At 71.1% G+C, this 15,380-nt stretch carries 13 protein-coding genes, 1 tRNA gene and 1 pseudogene; 10 read left to right on the top strand and 5 right to left on the bottom strand.

Annotated elements, in window-relative coordinates:
- The first annotated feature begins 96 nt into the window (after positions 1–96).
- The 4 genes and pseudogenes from ACH4ZX_RS16745 (at position 97) to ACH4ZX_RS16730 (ending at position 5,238) form a co-directional block, all read left to right on the top strand.
- Positions 97–1,590, top strand: coding sequence for a cellulase family glycosylhydrolase (locus tag ACH4ZX_RS16745; RefSeq protein WP_398272759.1), 1,494 nt, complete (start codon positions 97–99; stop codon positions 1,588–1,590).
- A 29-nt stretch (positions 1,591–1,619) separates the two neighbouring features.
- Positions 1,620–3,335 carry a glycoside hydrolase family 6 protein gene (locus ACH4ZX_RS16740; protein WP_398272757.1) on the top strand — a complete coding sequence of 572 codons (1,716 nt, stop codon included), beginning with the start codon at positions 1,620–1,622 and terminating at the stop codon, positions 3,333–3,335.
- A gap of 259 nt (positions 3,336–3,594) precedes the next feature.
- Positions 3,595–4,521, top strand: a complete 927-nt coding sequence (locus ACH4ZX_RS16735; protein ID WP_398272756.1) for a class I SAM-dependent methyltransferase — start codon at positions 3,595–3,597, stop codon at positions 4,519–4,521.
- 67 nt (positions 4,522–4,588) lie between these two features.
- Positions 4,589–5,238: pseudogene (locus ACH4ZX_RS16730) on the top strand (SDR family oxidoreductase).
- Between the two features lie 63 nt (positions 5,239–5,301).
- Here the strand turns inward: ACH4ZX_RS16730 and ACH4ZX_RS16725 are convergent.
- The 3 genes from ACH4ZX_RS16725 to ACH4ZX_RS16715 all read right to left on the bottom strand — a co-directional run bounded on the left by ACH4ZX_RS16725 (position 5,302) and on the right by ACH4ZX_RS16715 (position 9,347).
- Entirely contained in the window at positions 5,302–6,138 is an 837-nt protein-coding gene (locus tag ACH4ZX_RS16725; RefSeq protein ID WP_398272754.1) for an aldo/keto reductase, read from the bottom strand.
- Between the two features lie 105 nt (positions 6,139–6,243).
- Positions 6,244–8,070, bottom strand: coding sequence for an AMP-dependent synthetase/ligase (locus ACH4ZX_RS16720; protein WP_398272752.1), 1,827 nt, complete (start codon positions 8,068–8,070; stop codon positions 6,244–6,246).
- Positions 8,071–8,483: 413 nt separating this feature from the next.
- On the bottom strand, positions 8,484–9,347 hold the full coding sequence (locus ACH4ZX_RS16715) for a LysR substrate-binding domain-containing protein (RefSeq protein ID WP_398272750.1): 864 nt from the start codon (positions 9,345–9,347) through the stop codon (positions 8,484–8,486).
- A gap of 167 nt (positions 9,348–9,514) precedes the next feature.
- On the opposite strand from ACH4ZX_RS16715, the gene ACH4ZX_RS16710 reads away from it, so the two are divergent.
- The gene (locus tag ACH4ZX_RS16710; RefSeq protein WP_398272748.1) at positions 9,515–10,528 is read left to right on the top strand and encodes a bile acid:sodium symporter family protein; all 1,014 of its coding nucleotides are present in this window, start codon (positions 9,515–9,517) and stop codon (positions 10,526–10,528) included.
- On the opposite strand, the gene ACH4ZX_RS16705 is transcribed toward ACH4ZX_RS16710, so the two are convergent.
- Together ACH4ZX_RS16705 and fdhD are read right to left on the bottom strand one after the other, a co-directional pair.
- On the bottom strand, positions 10,464–11,093 hold the full coding sequence (locus ACH4ZX_RS16705) for a hypothetical protein (protein WP_398272746.1): 630 nt from the start codon (positions 11,091–11,093) through the stop codon (positions 10,464–10,466). The genes ACH4ZX_RS16710 and ACH4ZX_RS16705 overlap by 65 nt on opposite strands.
- Before the next feature lie 93 nt (positions 11,094–11,186).
- Complete coding sequence (gene fdhD, locus ACH4ZX_RS16700; protein WP_398272744.1) at positions 11,187–12,014, bottom strand: formate dehydrogenase accessory sulfurtransferase FdhD; 828 nt, start codon at positions 12,012–12,014, stop codon at positions 11,187–11,189.
- A gap of 263 nt (positions 12,015–12,277) precedes the next feature.
- Between fdhD and ACH4ZX_RS16695 the strand changes: the two genes are divergently transcribed.
- The 5 genes from ACH4ZX_RS16695 (at position 12,278) to ACH4ZX_RS16675 (ending at position 15,310) form a co-directional block, all read left to right on the top strand.
- Positions 12,278–13,216: a beta-ketoacyl-ACP synthase III gene (locus ACH4ZX_RS16695; protein ID WP_360754420.1), complete on the top strand. Its 939-nt coding sequence runs from the start codon at positions 12,278–12,280 to the stop codon at positions 13,214–13,216.
- Between the two features lie 126 nt (positions 13,217–13,342).
- Positions 13,343–14,059: a GntR family transcriptional regulator gene (locus ACH4ZX_RS16690; RefSeq protein ID WP_398272742.1), complete on the top strand. Its 717-nt coding sequence runs from the start codon at positions 13,343–13,345 to the stop codon at positions 14,057–14,059.
- Positions 14,060–14,133: 74 nt separating this feature from the next.
- Positions 14,134–14,218, top strand: a tRNA-Leu gene (locus tag ACH4ZX_RS16685).
- Between the two features lie 490 nt (positions 14,219–14,708).
- Positions 14,709–14,999, top strand: coding sequence for a hypothetical protein (locus ACH4ZX_RS16680; RefSeq protein ID WP_398272741.1), 291 nt, complete (start codon positions 14,709–14,711; stop codon positions 14,997–14,999).
- A 188-nt stretch (positions 15,000–15,187) separates the two neighbouring features.
- On the top strand, positions 15,188–15,310 hold the full coding sequence (locus tag ACH4ZX_RS16675) for a hypothetical protein (RefSeq protein ID WP_398272739.1): 123 nt from the start codon (positions 15,188–15,190) through the stop codon (positions 15,308–15,310).
- Positions 15,311–15,380 lie beyond the last annotated feature (70 nt).

The following is a 15,380-nucleotide window of genomic DNA, read 5'->3' as shown; positions in this document are numbered from 1 at the left end:
TTCGGTCACTTGGCGCTAGCTTCTTGGTCACCAGTGGGAGCGATTCCATCAGTCGACGCGCCGGTTACGGTGCGCCTGATCTGCAAGGAGTCGCTCATGCGACACCCCCCGCGTTCAGCACTTTTAGCCATTGCCGGCGCGACCGCCCTCCTCGGGGCGATCACCGTGCCGGCCGTCACGGCGCAGGGAGCCACGCCCGCGTGCTCGGTGGAGTACTCCGTCACCAGCCAGTGGGCGGACGGCTTCCAGGGCGCCGTGAAGATCACCAACAACTCGGCCGCGCTGAGCAGCTGGAGCCTCGGCTTCGACTTCTCCGGCGGACAGAAGGTCACCCAGGGCTGGAGTGCCAAGTGGTCCCAGTCCGGCACCAAGGTGACAGCTGCCAACGAGAGTTGGAACGGCTCCCTGGCCACCGGCGCGAGCGTCAGCGCCGGGTTCATCGCCTCGTGGTCGGGGAACAACGCCGCGCCGGCGTCGTTCACGCTCAACGGCACCACCTGTAACGTCGACGCCGAACCGTCGCCGACGCCGACACCGACGCCTACACCGAGCGACCCGCCCGGCACGGGCGGCGGCACGGCGCCCGCGCTGCACGTCTCGGGCAACAAGCTCGTGGACGCGGGGGGAACGAACCACCGGCTGCTCGGTGTGAACCGCTCCGGCGGCGAGTTCATGTGCGTGCAGGGCTACGGCATCTGGGACGGTCCCGTCGACGATGCCGCGGTCAAGGCGATCGCGGACTGGAAGGCCAACACGGTCCGCATTCCTCTCAACGAGGAGTGCTGGCTGGGCCTTTCCAACATCAAGCCCGAGTACGGCGGTGCCAATTACGTGGCCGCCGTCAAGGACCTGGTGGCCCGCGTCGAGGCGCACGGCATGACGCCGATCGTCGAACTGCACTGGAGCTACGGCCAGTACACCGGCAATTCGGCCGGCTGCTCCGACGTGCACGCCACCTGCCAGAAGCCGATGCCGGACATGCAGTACTCGCCGTCGTTCTGGTCCTCGGTGGCGAGCACCTTCAAGGACGATCCGGCCGTCGCCTTCGACCTGTTCAACGAGCCCTATCCGGACCGCGCCACCTCCACGACCACCCAGGCGTGGCAGTGCTGGCGGGACGGCGGCAACTGCCCCGGCATCGGTTACGAGGTCGCCGGCATGCAGGACCTGGTCGACGCCGTCCGTGCCACGGGCGCGAAGAACGTCGTCCTGGCCGGCGGGCTCGCCTACTCCAACGACCTGAGCCAGTGGCTGACGTACAAGCCCAGCGACCCCACGGGCAATCTCGTCGCCGCCTATCACGTCTACAACTTCAACACCTGCTCGAACGAAAGCTGCTGGAACTCCACGCTCGCTCCGGTGGCGGCCCAGGTGCCGCTGGTGGCCGGGGAGATCGGTGAGAACACCTGCTCGCACTCCTTCGTCGACCAGGTCATGAAGTGGTTCGACGACCGGGGGCTCTCCTACCTCGGTTGGACCTGGAACACCTGGGACTGCTCCTCCGGTCCCTCACTCATCTCCGCCTACGACGGTACCCCCACGTCGTACGGCGCGGGGCTGCGCGACCACTTGCGCGCGCTGAACGGTTGATCCCCCGACAGAACAGGAAACCCGCTTTCATGAGCCGCACGAGAACATCGATACTCGCCGCCCTGGCGCTGGTCGCCGGGACGGCAGGGACGGCGACGGCCGTCGTCCCGGTGGACGCCGGCCTGTCCGCCATCCCCTGCACCGTCGACTACACGGTGCAGAACCAGTGGGACACCGGCTTCACCGCCGCCGTGACGGTGACGAACAACGGCGCAGCCAAGAGCAGTTGGTCGCTGAAGTGGTCCTACGCCGGCAACCAGAAGATCACCAACTACTGGAACGCCAAGATCAGCCAGAGCGGCACCGCCGTGACGGCGAACAACGAGTCCTACAACGGGAGCCTGGCGACCGGCGGTTCGGCCAGCTTCGGGTTCCAGGGCACCTACAGCGGCACCAACGCGCTGCCGGGCACGTTCACCCTCGACGGCGTGACCTGCAACGTCGACGACGGCAGCGGCGGCGGTGACAACGGCGGCGGCACCGACCCGAGCGGCCGCGTCGACAACCCGTACGCCGGCGCCAAGGTGTACGTGAACCCGGAGTGGTCCGCGAAGGCCGCCGCCGAACCGGGCGGCAGCCGCGTCTCCAACCAGCCCACCGGCGTCTGGCTGGACCGCATCGCCGCGATCAACGGGGTCAACGGCGGCATGGGCCTGCGCGACCACCTCGACAAGGCCCTCGCGCAGAAGGGCAGCAACGAAGAGGTCGTCCAGCTGGTCATCTACGACCTGCCCGGCCGTGACTGCGCCGCCCTCGCCTCCAACGGCGAACTCGGCCCGACGGAGATCGACAAGTACAAGACGCAGTTCATCGACCCGATCGCGACGATCCTGGCCGACCCGAAGTACGCCTCGCTGCGGATCGTCACCACCATCGAGATCGACTCGCTGCCCAACCTCGTCACCAACACCGGCAGCCGGCCCACCGCCACCGCCAACTGCGACACCATGCTCGCCAACGGCAACTACATCAAGGGCGTCGGCTACGCGCTCGCCAAGCTCGGCGCGATCTCGAACGTCTACAACTACCTCGACGCCGGCCACCACGGCTGGATCGGCTGGGACGACAACTTCGGCGCGTCCGCCAACGTGTTCAAGCAGGCGGCCACCAGTGAGGGCGCGACCGTCGACGACGTCGCCGGCTTTATCACCAACACGGCCAACTACAGCGCCCTGAAGGAAGACCACTTCACCATCAACGACTCGGTGAACGGGACCTCCGTGCGCCAGTCGAAGTGGGTCGACTGGAACCGCTACGTCGACGAGCTCTCCTTCGCGCAGGCCTTCCGCAACCAGCTGGTCTCGGTCGGCTTCAACTCCAACATCGGCATGCTGATCGACACCTCCCGCAACGGCTGGGGCGGCACCGCCCGGCCCACCTCGGCGGGCCCGACGACCAGCGTCGACGCCTACGTCGACGGCGGCCGCTACGACCGCCGTATCCACATCGGCAACTGGTGCAACCAGGCCGGCGCCGGCCTCGGTGAGCGCCCGCAGGCCAGCCCCGCGGCCGGCATCGACGCCTACGTCTGGATGAAGCCCCCGGGTGAGTCCGACGGCTCCAGCAGCGCCATCGCGAACGACGAGGGCAAGGGCTTCGACCGCATGTGCGACCCGACCTACACGGGCAACGCCCGCAACGGCAACAGCATGTCGGGCGCCCTGCCCAACGCGCCGCTGTCCGGGCACTGGTTCTCCGCCCAGTTCCAGCAGCTGATGCAGAACGCCTACCCGCCGCTGCCGTAGCACGGCAGTGCGGTGGCGCCGTAACGCGGTGACCGGTCGGTGAACCACATCCCGGCCGGTCACCGGTGATCCGCCGGGGTCGCCCCTCCTGGGCCGGACCCCGGCGGATCGCGAACTCGCCGCCGGTCTCGTCGTCCACCGGCTCGCGCGGGACCGTGCGTCCCGCGCATCTCGTTTTTTGCCGCGCCCGCAACAGAAGTGGCCCCCTCCGGTGCGCCGGAGCACGCTGGCGGCATCCCAGGACGAGAGGCTGACGACCATGGCACACCCGGACCACGGCCACCACGGCCGGCACGAGAACGACGGCGGCCACGACCACGGCCACCCCGCCCACGGGCACCACACGGACATCGACTGGGCCGAGCTGGCCCCGTTCCTCGAGGCCCAGGCCGAACTGTTCACCCCCCTGTACGAGCAGGCACTCTTCTGGCTCGGCAAGGAGGTGACCGAGCCGGGTCTGATCGTCGACGCGGGCAGCGGTCCCGGAGTCGTCTCGTGCCTGTTCGCGGAGACGTTCACCGGCGCCCGCGTGCTGGCCGTCGACAGCTCCGAGCCACTCCTGGAGCGCGCCCGGGGCCGGGCCGCCCGGCTCGGGTACGCCGACCGGTTCGACACCCTGGCCGGTGAACTCCCCGATGTCCTGGACGAGTTGGACTACCCTGCCGACCTGCTGTGGGCGGGCCGTAGCCTGCACCACCTGGGCGACCAGCGCGCCGCCCTCGCCGCCTTCGCACGCCGGCTGGCGCCCGGCGGCAGACTCGCGATCATGGAGGGCGGGCTGCCGCCCCGGTACCTGCCGCGCGACCTCGGCTTCGGGCGCCCGGGTCTCGAGGCCCGGCTGGACGCCCTGGAGGCCGAGCGGTTCGCCCGGATGCGGGCCGATCTGCCCGGCTCCGTCGCCGAGGTGGAGGACTGGCCCGCCCTGCTGACCGGTGCGGGCCTGACGCACGCGCGCACCCGCAGCTTCCTCCTCGACCTGCCCGCACCGGCCCCCGACCGCGCCCGGGCCTACGTCGCCGCGAGCCTGTCCCGGCTGCGGGAGGCGTTCGGCGACGTCCTGGACGCCGACGACCGCGCCACCCTCGACCGTCTCCTCGACCCCGGCGACCGGGCGAGCGTGCACCACCGTCCGGACGTGTTCGTGCTGGCCACCCACACGGTGCACACCGCCGTCCGCCCCGGGTGAACCACGCCCGTTGAACCACGCCGGGCCTTGACTTCGAGAGCGCTCCAAGTGATGAACTCCCGCGGACATCAAGGGACTTCAGGGGGTATCACCACTGCGGGAGTTCGCCGTCGGACTCGGCCACCCGGACGGGCTGCTGACGATCACCGGGAACTCGGCCGAGTACGCCGACGTGCAGGCCGCGGTGACCGCCACGCTCGATCGAGGAGTTCGGCCGGCTCGACACGGTCGTCGCCAACGCCGGTTACGCCACCCATGACTCGGTCGCGGACGGCGACCCCGCGGGCTGGACCGACATGGTGCTGACCAACGTGCTCGGCCCCGCGCTGCTCATCCGCGCGTCCATCGACGCCCTGAGGGAGACCCGGGGCCGGATCGTGCTGGTCGGCAGCGTGGCCGGCTTCGTGCCCACCCCGGGCAACGTCTACGGCGCCACCATGGGGGTACCGCCCGCTCGAGCGAAGCCGAGAATGGGGGAATGCGGTGACCGGGCTCGCGGAGAACACCCGCCGCCAGGTCACCGAGTGGGGCGTCGGGGTGACGCTGATCGCCCCGGGCCGCGTCGAGACGCCGTTCTGGGACGGCTACGGCAGCCTGCCGCCGGGCAGGCTGCTCACCGCCGACCAGATCGCCGACTCCGTCGTGTGGGCGATCCGCCGGCCGGACGGCGTCGACGTCAACACCGTCGTCGTCCGGCCGATCGGCCGGCCCAACTGACCCGGTCACGCCGGAGGCCGCCCGTCCCGGACAGGGGCGGGCGGCCTCCGGCCGACCTGCGGGTCAGGCCACGTCGAACGTCGACGGGTCCGGGCCCAGGCGCCGGTCCTCGTTCAGCGCGCTGATCGCGGCCAGGTCCTCGGTGTCCAGACTGAAGTCGAACACCTCGATGTTCTCCTTGATCCGGGCCGGCGTCACGGACTTCGGGATCACGATGTTGCCGAGCTGGAGGTGCCAGCGCAGCACCACCTGGGCCGGGGTGCGCCCGTGCTTCTGCGCGATGGCGACGATCGCCGGGACCTCCAGCAGGCCCTTGCCGGAACCGAGCGGCGACCACGCCTCGGTGGCGATGCCCTGCTCCGCGTGGAACTCGCGGGCCGCGTGCTGCTGCAGGTGCGGGTGCAGCTCGATCTGGTCGACGGCCGGGATCACCGACGTCTCGGCCATCAGCCGCCGCAGGTGCTCCGGCTCGAAGTTGGAGACGCCGATGGCCCGCACGCGGCCGTCGGCGTGCAGCTTCTCGAACGCCTTGTAGGTGTCGACGTACTTGTCCCGGGCCGGCGTCGGCCAGTGGATGAGGTACAGGTCGACGTAGTCCAGGCCGAGCTTCGCCAGCGACACGTCGAAGGCGCGCAGCGTGGCGTCGTACCCCTGGTCGGAGTTCCAGAGCTTGGTGGTGACGAAGACGTCCTCGCGGGGGAGGCCGGAGGCGGCGATCGCCCGGCCCGTGCCCGCTTCGTTGCCGTAGATCGCCGCTGTGTCGATGCTGCGGTACCCGGCCTCCAACGCGGTGGCGACAGCCCGCTCCGCCTCGTCGTCCGGCACCTGCCAGACGCCGAAGCCCAGCTGGGGCATCTCGACGCCGCTGTTGAGGGTGATCGGGGGGACCTTGCTGCTCACGAGCTCTTGATCCTTACGGTCGCGTGTCAGGTGATACTCCCCATGGTCAACGATCACGGGCCGTGATGCATTCCTGACACCGGAATCCGCCCACCGGATCCACCGCTACACCCGGTACAGCGCCTCGACCTCGCTCGCGTACGCCTTCTCGATGGCCTTCCGCTTGAGTTTCAGGGACGGGGTCAGCAGACCGTGCTCCTCGGTGAACGGCTGCGCCAGTATGCGGAAGGTGCGGATCGACTCCGCCTGCGAGACAAGGGTGTTGGCGGCGACCACCGCCCGCCGCACCTCCGCCTCCAGGTCCGGGTCGCGCACCAGCTCGGCCGGCGTCATCCGCGGCTTGCCGCGCATGGTGAGCCAGTGCTCGACGGCCTCCTGGTCGAGGGTGACCAGAGCGGCGATGTACGGGCGGTCGTTGCCGACGACGATGCACTGGCTGACCAGCGGATGGTCGCGGACGCGCTCCTCCAGCACCCCGGGCGGGACGCTCTTGCCGCCGGAGGTGACCAGGATCTCCTTCTTGCGGCCGGTGATGGTGAGGTAGCCGTCGCCGTCGAGGGAGCCCAGGTCGCCGGTGGCCAGCCAGCCGTCGTGCAACGTCTCGTCGGTGGCCTTCTGGTTGTTGAGGTAGCACTGGAAGACGTTGGGGCCGCGCAGCCAGATCTCGCCGTCGTCGGCGATGTGCACGGTGACGCCCGGGATCGGCTGCCCGACCGTGCCGTACCGGGTGCGCTCGGGCGGGTTGGCGGTCGCGGCGGCCGTCGTCTCGGTCAGCCCGTACCCCTCGTAGATCTGCACGCCCGCGCCCGCGAAGAACAGGCCCAGCCTGCGGTCCATCGCCGAGCCGCCCGACATGGCGTTGCGGATCCGGCCGCCCATCGCGGCCCGCACCTTGGAGTAGACGAGCTTGTCGAAGAGCTGGTGCTGCATGCGCAGACCGGCCGTCGGTCCGGGCCCGATGCCCCACGCCTTGGCCTCCACCGCGTCCGCGTACTTCACGGCGACGTCGACGGCCTTCTCGAAGGCCCCGGCCTTGCCCTCCTTCTCGGCCTTGCGGCGGGCGGAGTTGAACACCTTCTCGAAGATGTACGGCACCGCGAGGATGAACGTCGGCCGGAACGCGGCCAGATCGGGCAGCAGGGCCGCGGCGTGCAACTGGGGCTGGTGGCCGAAGCGGACCCCGCCCCGGACCGCGGCGACCTGCACCATCCGCCCGAAGACGTGCGCCAGCGGCAGGAACAGCAGGGTGGACGCCTCGTCGCCCTTCTTCGAGTGGAACACCGGCTCCCAGCGCTCGATGGCCGTGTCCGCCTCGTACATGAGGTTGCCGTGCGTGATCACGCAGCCCTTCGGGCGGCCCGTGGTGCCCGAGGTGTAGATGATCGTCGCGGTCGAGTCCGGCGTCACCGCCTGCCGGTGGCGGTGCACCACGTCGTCGTCGAGGTGGGCGCCGGCGTCGTACAGCTCCCGCACCGCCCCCGCGTCCAGCTGCCACAGCCGGCTCAGCCGCGGCAGCCGGTCTATCACGGTGGCGATCGTCATCGCGTGGTCCTCGTGCTCCACGATCGCGGCCATGCACTCGGCGTCGTACAGCATCCAGAAGCACTGCTCGGCCGAGGAGGTGGGGTAGAGCGGCACCACCTGGGCGCCGATCGTCCACAGCGCGAAGTCGAAGAGCGTCCACTCGTAGCGGGTGCGGGACATGATCGCGACCCGGTCGCCGAACCGGATGCCCTGGGCGAGCAGCCCCTTGGCGAGGGCCAGCACCTCGTCCCGGAACTCCGCCGAGGTCACGTCCCGCCACGCCCCGCTGTCGTCCTTGCGGCCCAGGGCGATGTGCAGCGGATCGTCCTGGGCACGCCGGAAGACGACGTCGGCCAGCCCGCCCACCGGCGGTGGCAACGCCAACGGAGGGTTGGTGAACTCGCGCAAACCCCGCTCCCCGGTCCTGGTGACGCTCCGTACGGCGCCGTGAAAGCTACCCCACCCCGGGGCGGGGCGGGAGAGGGCCAGAACCCGAGAAACGCTCAGATATGTGCTGGTCAGTGCCGGAAAATACGCGCACATGCGGAAGGGTCGGACAGGGAACTGACCATTCAGTAAGTTTCGGGACCGTAATCTCCACCGAATCTGTACGACCCGATCACGCGCCCGCGTGTCCACCCCGGCCGCGTCGTCCGCGTCCTCCGCGCGCGCGGCCGTCTCCTCTGTCTGCGCCGCCGGGCCCGGTTCCGTCACTCCGGCACCATCCGCCCCGGCCGGCCCGTCTTTGACAGCGAGCCCGTCGCCGCCCCGGCCGCCGCTCCGCCGCGACCGGTGGCCCTACTGCGGTGCAGCCGGTGGCCCTACCTGCGGTGCAGCCGGTCGCCGGCCGCCAGGACGGCCGACGCCAGCGCCTCGGCCGCGCCGCGGGCGGCGGCGCGGCGGCGGTCGTGCAGGAGGACGAAGTCGACCTGGCCGAGCTCCGGCAGCCCCGCCCGGTCCGGCACCCGCACCAGGCCCGGCGGGATCAGCCGCCGGGAGTGCGCCATCACCCCGAGGCCCGCGTGCGCGGCCGCGATCAGCCCGTTGAGACTGGTGCTGGTGCACGCCACGCGCCACGGGCGCCCCTGCCGCTCCAGCGCCTGGAGGGCGAGGGCGCGGGTGATGCCCGGCGGCGGGAACACGATCAGCGGCACCGGGCGGTCCGCGTCCAGGCGCAGCCGCTCCGCCCCGATCCACACCAGCTCGTCGTGCCACACCAGTTCACCGCGCGGGTCCTCCGGCAGCCGCTTGGCCAGCACCAGATCCAGCTTTCCGGCGGCCAGCTGTTCGTGCAGGATGCCGGACAGCTCCACCGTGAGCTCCAGGTCGACCTCCGGGTGGTCGTGCCGGAAGGCTTCCAGGATCTCCGAGAGCCGGGTCAGCACGAAGTCCTCGGAGGCGCCGAAGCGCAGCCGGCCGCGCAGCCGGGTACCCGCGAAGAACGCCGCCGCCTGCTCGTGCACCTCCAGGATCCGGCGCGCGAACCCGAGCATGGCCTCGCCGTCCTCCGTCAGCTCCACGGAGTGCGTGTCCCGGCTGAACAGCTGCCGTCCGGCGCTGTCCTCCAGCCGCCGCACGTGCTGGCTGACGGTCGACTGGCGCAGCCCGAGCCGCCGCGCGGCCTGCGTGAAGCTCAGAGTCTGCGCGACCGCCAGGAAAGTGCGCAGGTGGGAGGTGTCGTACACGCCGAACACGATAACCGGTCATCACGGAACGACATCACAGTCAGAGCGGTATGACGGATTCCCGATCACCCGCCCGAGGGGGACCATGGAGAGGGGATCACCGCCCCCCACCGTCGCAACAGACCAGCAAGTGGAGCACCGTGAAACCCCTGCAATGGCCGCGTTGGATGCCGATCGACCCGTACATCCTGCTGCTGATCGGGACCGTGGGCCTCGCGGCCCTCTTCCCGGCGCGCGGGACCGCAGGGGACGTCGCCTCCGGTGCCTCCACCGCCGCGATCGCCTTCCTGTTCTTCCTCTACGGTGCCCGGCTGTCCACCCGGGAGGCACTGGACGGACTGAGGCACTGGCGGCTGCACGTCACCGTCCTCGCCTGCACCTTCGTCGTCTTCCCGCTGCTCGGCCTGGCCGCCCGCGGTCTCGTCCCGGGGCTCCTGACCCGCCCGCTCTACGAGGGCCTGCTGTTCCTCACCCTCGTCCCGTCGACGATCCAGTCGTCCATCGCCTTCACCTCCATCGCCCGCGGCAACGTCCCCGCCGCGATCTGCGCGGGCTCCTTCTCCTCCCTGGTGGGCATCGTCGTCACCCCGCTGCTGGCGGCGGCCCTGCTCGGCAACAGCGGCGGCGGGTTCTCCGCGGACTCCCTCGTCAAGATCGTGCTCCAGCTGCTGGTGCCGTTCCTCGCCGGGCAACTGCTGCGCCCCTGGATCGGCGGTTTCGTCGCCCGCCACCGGAAGGTCCTCGGGCTGGTCGACCGCGGCTCGATCCTGCTCGTCGTCTACACCGCCTTCAGCGAGGGCATGGTCCAGGGCATCTGGCACCAGGTCAGCCCGGCCAGGCTCGGCGGCCTGCTGGCGGTCGAGGCGGTCCTGCTCGCGGTGATGCTGGCCCTGACCTGGTACGGCGCCAAGGCCCTGCGCTTCGGCCGCGGGGACCGGATCGCCATCCAGTTCGCCGGCTCCAAGAAGTCCCTGGCCTCCGGACTGCCGATGGCCAGCGTCCTGTTCGGCGCCCACGCCTCGCTGGCCGTGCTGCCGCTGATGCTCTTCCACCAGATGCAGCTCATGGTCTGCGCGGTGATCGCCAAGCGCCGCTCCCACGACCCCGTCGAGGACGTCACCGCGACGGAGTCAGGCGCAGCGTCACGAACCGCGGTCGGTACGACCCCACGTCCGCGTTGATGCTCGCCGGGGCGCCCTGCGTCTCCGTCCGGTTGACGTCGTGGCTGAGCGGGCCCAGTCGGACGTCAGGGTGGTCGTGCCCCTCGTGCCCCCTCGCGCCCGCGGCCATGGTGAACGGCAGATACGTCCCGCCCCGGCGCAGCACCGAGAACGTGCTGCCCACCGCGGCCCCCTCCCCGCCCCCTGCCGGTACCGCCAGGCGGCGGGATCGGCGAGCCTGCCCTCCGCACCCGCGCCAGGTACGCCGCCGAGGCAGCCGGACGGGGCTCGGCCTGCCGGTCGGGTCGGGCACCAGCCCCTGGTCGAGGACCCGCACGACCGACTCGCGCACCAGCGGCGCGCTCGTGTCCCGCCAGGCGGAGGACTCGCCGGCCGGGTTGGGCGGGCCGTGCACCCGGCCGAGGCAGGTGTCGGAGAACAGCCACAGCACCCGGCCGTCCGGCAGCCGCACCGAGTGGGTGCCGTCGCCGCCGGTCCAGTCGTCGGTGCGGGCGGCGTCGTCGCCGTAGCGGGCGAACTCGCCGGTGAGCGCGGCGTCCGCCGCCCACGAGGACACCCGGTCCATGGGCACAGCCGCAGGCCGGAGCCCGCGGCCGCCGCCCGGCCGTGCCCTCGGCATCGGCTGAGATGCCCCGGAGATGACCGGGCAGTCAATCAGTCAATACGTCAGGCGGTCCTCGCCCGCGTACACGTTCATGGAGCTGCCCCGCAGGAAGCCCACCAGGGTCAGGCCGGTTTCCGCGGCCAGGTCGACGGCCAGCGAGGACGGCGCGGAGACCGCCGCGAGCACCGGGATGCCGGCCATCACGGCCTTCTGCGCCAGTTCGAAGGAGGCGCGGCCCGAGACCAGCAGGATCGCCCGCGTCAGCGGCAGGTCCCCGTTCTGCAGGGCGCGGCCGACGAGTTTGTCGACGGCGTTGTGCCGGCCCACGTCCTCCCGTACGTCGAGCAGCTCGCCGTCCTCCGCGAACAGGGCGGCCGCGTGCAGCCCCCCGGTCCGGTCGAAGACGCGCTGGGCCGCGCGCAGCCGGTCGGGGAGGCTCGCGAGCAGTGCGGGCTCGAGCCGGACCGGGGGAGCGTCGGCGATCGGCCAGCGGGCGGTGGTCCGCACCGCGTCGAGGCTGGCCTTGCCGCACAGACCGCAGGACGACGTGGTGTAGACGTTCCGTTCGAGGGTCATGTCGGGGATCGTGACGCCGGGCGCGGTCTGCACGTCCACCACGTTGTAGGTGTTGTGCCCGTCCGCCGTGGCGCCCGCGCAGTACACGATGTTCCGCAGGTCCTGCCGCTCGGCGAGCACGCCCTCGCTGACGAGGAAGCCGGCGGCGAGGGCGAAGTCGTCGCCCGGGGTGCGCATGGTGATCGCGAGGGGCCTGCCGTTCAGCCGGATCTCCAGCGGTTCCTCGGCGACCAGCGTGTCCGGGCGCGTGGAGACGGCCCCGTTGCGGATGCGGATCACCTTGCGTCGTTCCGTGACTCGTCCCATGTCGTGTCTCAGTCCCGGTTCTGTACGTGCTGGTGGCCGGAGCGGCCTTGATGCGGATAGTCATTGTCCTGCACATGGAGGGTGGGGTCGCAGCGCGCTCCGCGGCAGGCGCGCACCTTCGCCGGCTGCTCGGTCGTCCGAGGGCCTGACGGAAGCCGACAACCCGGGCGGCCGAATCCTGTCGCCTCGGCTGCCGCCGTACTCACGGGTCACTGATCAGACTGAGGGCTCCCGTTACCCAGGCAACGAGGGGGACCCACCCGATGAACGGCTCGCGCATCACCGCCGTCGGCCACTACCAACCCGCCAAGGTGCTCACCAACGAGGACCTGGCGGCTCTGGTCGACACCAGCGACGAGTGGATCAGGACCCGGGTGGGCATCCGCACGCGTCACATCGCCGGACCCGACGAACCCGTAGACGAACTGGCCGCCCACGCCGCCGCGAAGGCGCTCGCGGCGGCGGGTCTCGCCCCCGGCGACATCGACCTGGTCGTGGTCGCCACCTCCACCGCGGTCGACCGCTCGCCCAACACCGCCGCCCGGGTCGCCGCCCGGCTCGGCATGTCCTCGCCCGCCGCGATGGACCTCAACGTCGTGTGCGCCGGATTCACCCACGCCCTGGCCACCGCCGACCACGCCGTGCGCGCCGGCGCCTCGGTCCGCGCCCTGGTGGTCGGCGCCGACAAGATGTCCGACGTCACCGACTGGAGTGACCGCACGACCTGCGTGCTGGTCGGCGACGGGGCGGGGGCCGCGGTGGTGGAGGCGTCGCAGGAGCCCGGCATCGGGCCCGTGCTGTGGGGCTCGGTGCCCGAGATGGGGCACGCCGTGCGCATCGAGGGGCAGCCGGCGCGGTTCGCGCAGGAGGGACAGAGCGTCTACCGCTGGGCCACCACCCGGCTGCCCCCGATCGCGCGCGGGGCCTGCGAACGGGCCGGGCTCGCCCCCGAGGACCTCGCCGCGGTCGTCCTGCACCAGGCGAACCTGCGCATCATCGAACCCCTCGCCGAGAAGATCGGCGCCGTCAACGCGGTCGTCGCGCGCGACGTCACCGACTCCGGCAACACCTCGGCCGCGAGCATCCCGCTCGCCCTGTCCAAGCTGGTCGAACGCGGCGCGATCGGCACCGGGGACCCGGTCCTGCTGTTCGGCTTCGGCGGCAACCTGTCGTACGCGGGCCAGGTCGTACGCTGTCCCTGACGGCCCCGGCGGCGGGCCGTCCGCCCCCGCTCCGCCCATGTGCGCGCCGTAGGCTGTGGACGAAAGACAGTTCGTACCGGCTTTCCGACTGCCGTTGTCCCGCGCTGCCAGGAGGGGGACCGCCCGATGCTGCCGACAGGGCTGCCGCAGGGAGCGGTGCCCAGGCTGGAACGGCCCGGCCCGCTGCGCGACCGCGTCTACGAGGCACTGCTCGAACTCATCGCCACGCGCGCCCTCCAGCCCGGCCGGCACCTGGTCGAGAGCGAACTCGCCGGCCGTCTCGGTGTCTCGCGCCAGCCCGTGCGCGAGGCGCTGCAGCGGCTGAACACCGAGGGCTGGGTCGATCTGCGGCCCGCCCAGGGCGCGTTCGTGCACGAGCCGACGGAGCAGGAGGCCGACCAACTGCTCACCGTCCGTACGTTGTTGGAGGCCGAGGCGGCCCGGCTCGCCGCTGCGGACGCGGACCGCGACGGCGCCGCCGTGCTGGAGGAGCTGTGTGCCGAGGGCGAGCAGGCCGTCGCCGCCGACGACGTCGAAGCGGCCGTCCGCCTGAACGCCCGGTTCCACGCCAAGATCATGGAGCTGGCCGGCAACGCGGTCCTCGCCGACCTGGCGGCGCAGGTCGACCGCCGGGCGCGCTGGTACTACACGCCCGTGGCCCGGCAGCGCGGCCGGCAGTCCTGGGCCGAGCACCGCGAGCTGACCGCCGCCATCGCCGCCCGGGACGAACAGCGCGCCGCGGCGCTCATGCGCGAACACACCGAGCACACGCGACGGTCGTACCACGCGCACGCACGCGCACAGTCCTCACCGCGGCCCGCACCGGACGGAAAACGCAGGTGAAAGGCACCCCGAAAGCTTGGTATTGTTGTCCTCGTCGCCGCGGGGGAAGACCCCGGCCGGGCGGCAGACACCTGGTCCGGGTGGCGGAATGGCAGACGCGCTAGCTTGAGGTGCTAGTGCCCTTTATCGGGCGTGGGGGTTCAAGTCCCCCCTCGGACACTCGCAGTAGTAGCACAAAAGCAAGGACCTCGACCGTAAGGTCGAGGTCCTTGCTGCGTGTTCGTAGGTGATGATGTCGAAGGCCCTCGGCGTGGGCCTTTCTTGTCGGCGGCTGTCCGGATGCGCCGTGCGCCTGATTGATCCACTGGGCGACGCCGGCTGGGTCGGCTCCGGGCTTCGAGGACTGCCTGGCAGCGGGCGAGTCCGCCGCTGGGGCCGAGTTGTGCTTCACCGCGACCCACCCTCGGGGGCGAACCCCGCCACCGTGACGTTCTGGCCGCCGAACGCGATGAGCGCGCCCGCATCCGTTCTTCCGGGCGGACGGTGACGCGGGTGGCCCGGCAGTTCGGGGTCAGCGCCGAGGGGCTGCTTGGCCGGGTGAAGCAGGTCGCGGTCGACCGGCCGAGGCCCGGCCGGTGCTGACCGGCGCCGGGCGCGAGGGGCTGGTCCGGCTGCCGCGGAAGGTGCCCGAGCAGGAGCAGAGATCGAGGTGCTGGGAAAAGCGGCCGCCTTCTTCGCGAATCGGAAGACGATGCAGAACGGAAGTCGCGCTCGGCGGAGTCTGTCGGCCGAAACCCTTCTCGGCCTGCTGAAAGCAGAAATCGGGACCACCGTCCGGGAATCCCGTGAGGCTGCCCGCATCGACATCTTCCGCTTCATCGAGGCCGAGTACCGAGTACAACCGCACCCGTCCGTGCAAGGCCCCGAGTACGGCTGCGTCGCCCCACTCGAAACCAGAGCCCTGGTGCGCCGAGACCCCGCAGCAGGCCCCGCAGTGTGAGAACCCCGCTGGCCAGTATCAGGGCGAACTTCCCCCTCTCGCAAGCCCGTCGGGCCCTCGCCGTACCGCCGTCGTACCGCCGCTGTACCCCCTTCGTAGGGCCTGAAGGCTGCTCCCCGGAAACCCCCGGTGACCCGCTTCTGTCAGTTCCGGAACAGGCCTGTGCAGGCGGGCAAGGAGTGTCGATAATGATCGGCATGTCGAAAGCGCTGGAAATCCTCGCCCTCCTTTGCACCGGGCTGTACGCCGGATATATGCTCGCCTTTCTGTCCGGCGTCATGCCCAGTGAGGCTTTTCCAACCTCAGCTTGACGTGGCCAGGTGAAGGGCGAGTACGGCCTTGACCAGGTCGGTGATGCGGGTGGTGCTGCAGCGGAGCTTG

Source organism: Streptomyces sp. NPDC020490, assembly GCF_044335305.1.
GTDB lineage: Bacteria > Actinomycetota > Actinomycetes > Streptomycetales > Streptomycetaceae > Streptomyces.
The sequence above is the reverse complement of the archived record's forward strand: the minus strand, read 5'-3'. Positions and strand labels throughout refer to the sequence as shown.

Excerpts from the sequence above, each read along its gene's own strand:
- ACH4ZX_RS16690 (WP_398272742.1), top strand. The coding sequence starts at position 13,343 with ATGCTGCCGACAGGGCTGCCGCAGGGAGCGGTGCCCAGGCTGGAACGG.
- ACH4ZX_RS16710 (WP_398272748.1), top strand. The coding sequence starts at position 9,515 with ATGCCGATCGACCCGTACATCCTGCTGCTGATCGGGACCGTGGGCCTC.
- ACH4ZX_RS16745 (WP_398272759.1), top strand. The coding sequence starts at position 97 with ATGCGACACCCCCCGCGTTCAGCACTTTTAGCCATTGCCGGCGCGACC.
- fdhD (WP_398272744.1), bottom strand. The coding sequence starts at position 12,014 with ATGGGACGAGTCACGGAACGACGCAAGGTGATCCGCATCCGCAACGGG.
- ACH4ZX_RS16705 (WP_398272746.1), bottom strand. The coding sequence starts at position 11,093 with ATGGACCGGGTGTCCTCGTGGGCGGCGGACGCCGCGCTCACCGGCGAG.
- ACH4ZX_RS16695 (WP_360754420.1), top strand. The coding sequence starts at position 12,278 with ATGAACGGCTCGCGCATCACCGCCGTCGGCCACTACCAACCCGCCAAG.
- ACH4ZX_RS16735 (WP_398272756.1), top strand. The coding sequence starts at position 3,595 with ATGGCACACCCGGACCACGGCCACCACGGCCGGCACGAGAACGACGGC.
- ACH4ZX_RS16675 (WP_398272739.1), top strand. The coding sequence starts at position 15,188 with ATGATCGGCATGTCGAAAGCGCTGGAAATCCTCGCCCTCCTTTGCACC.
- ACH4ZX_RS16740 (WP_398272757.1), top strand. The coding sequence starts at position 1,620 with ATGAGCCGCACGAGAACATCGATACTCGCCGCCCTGGCGCTGGTCGCC.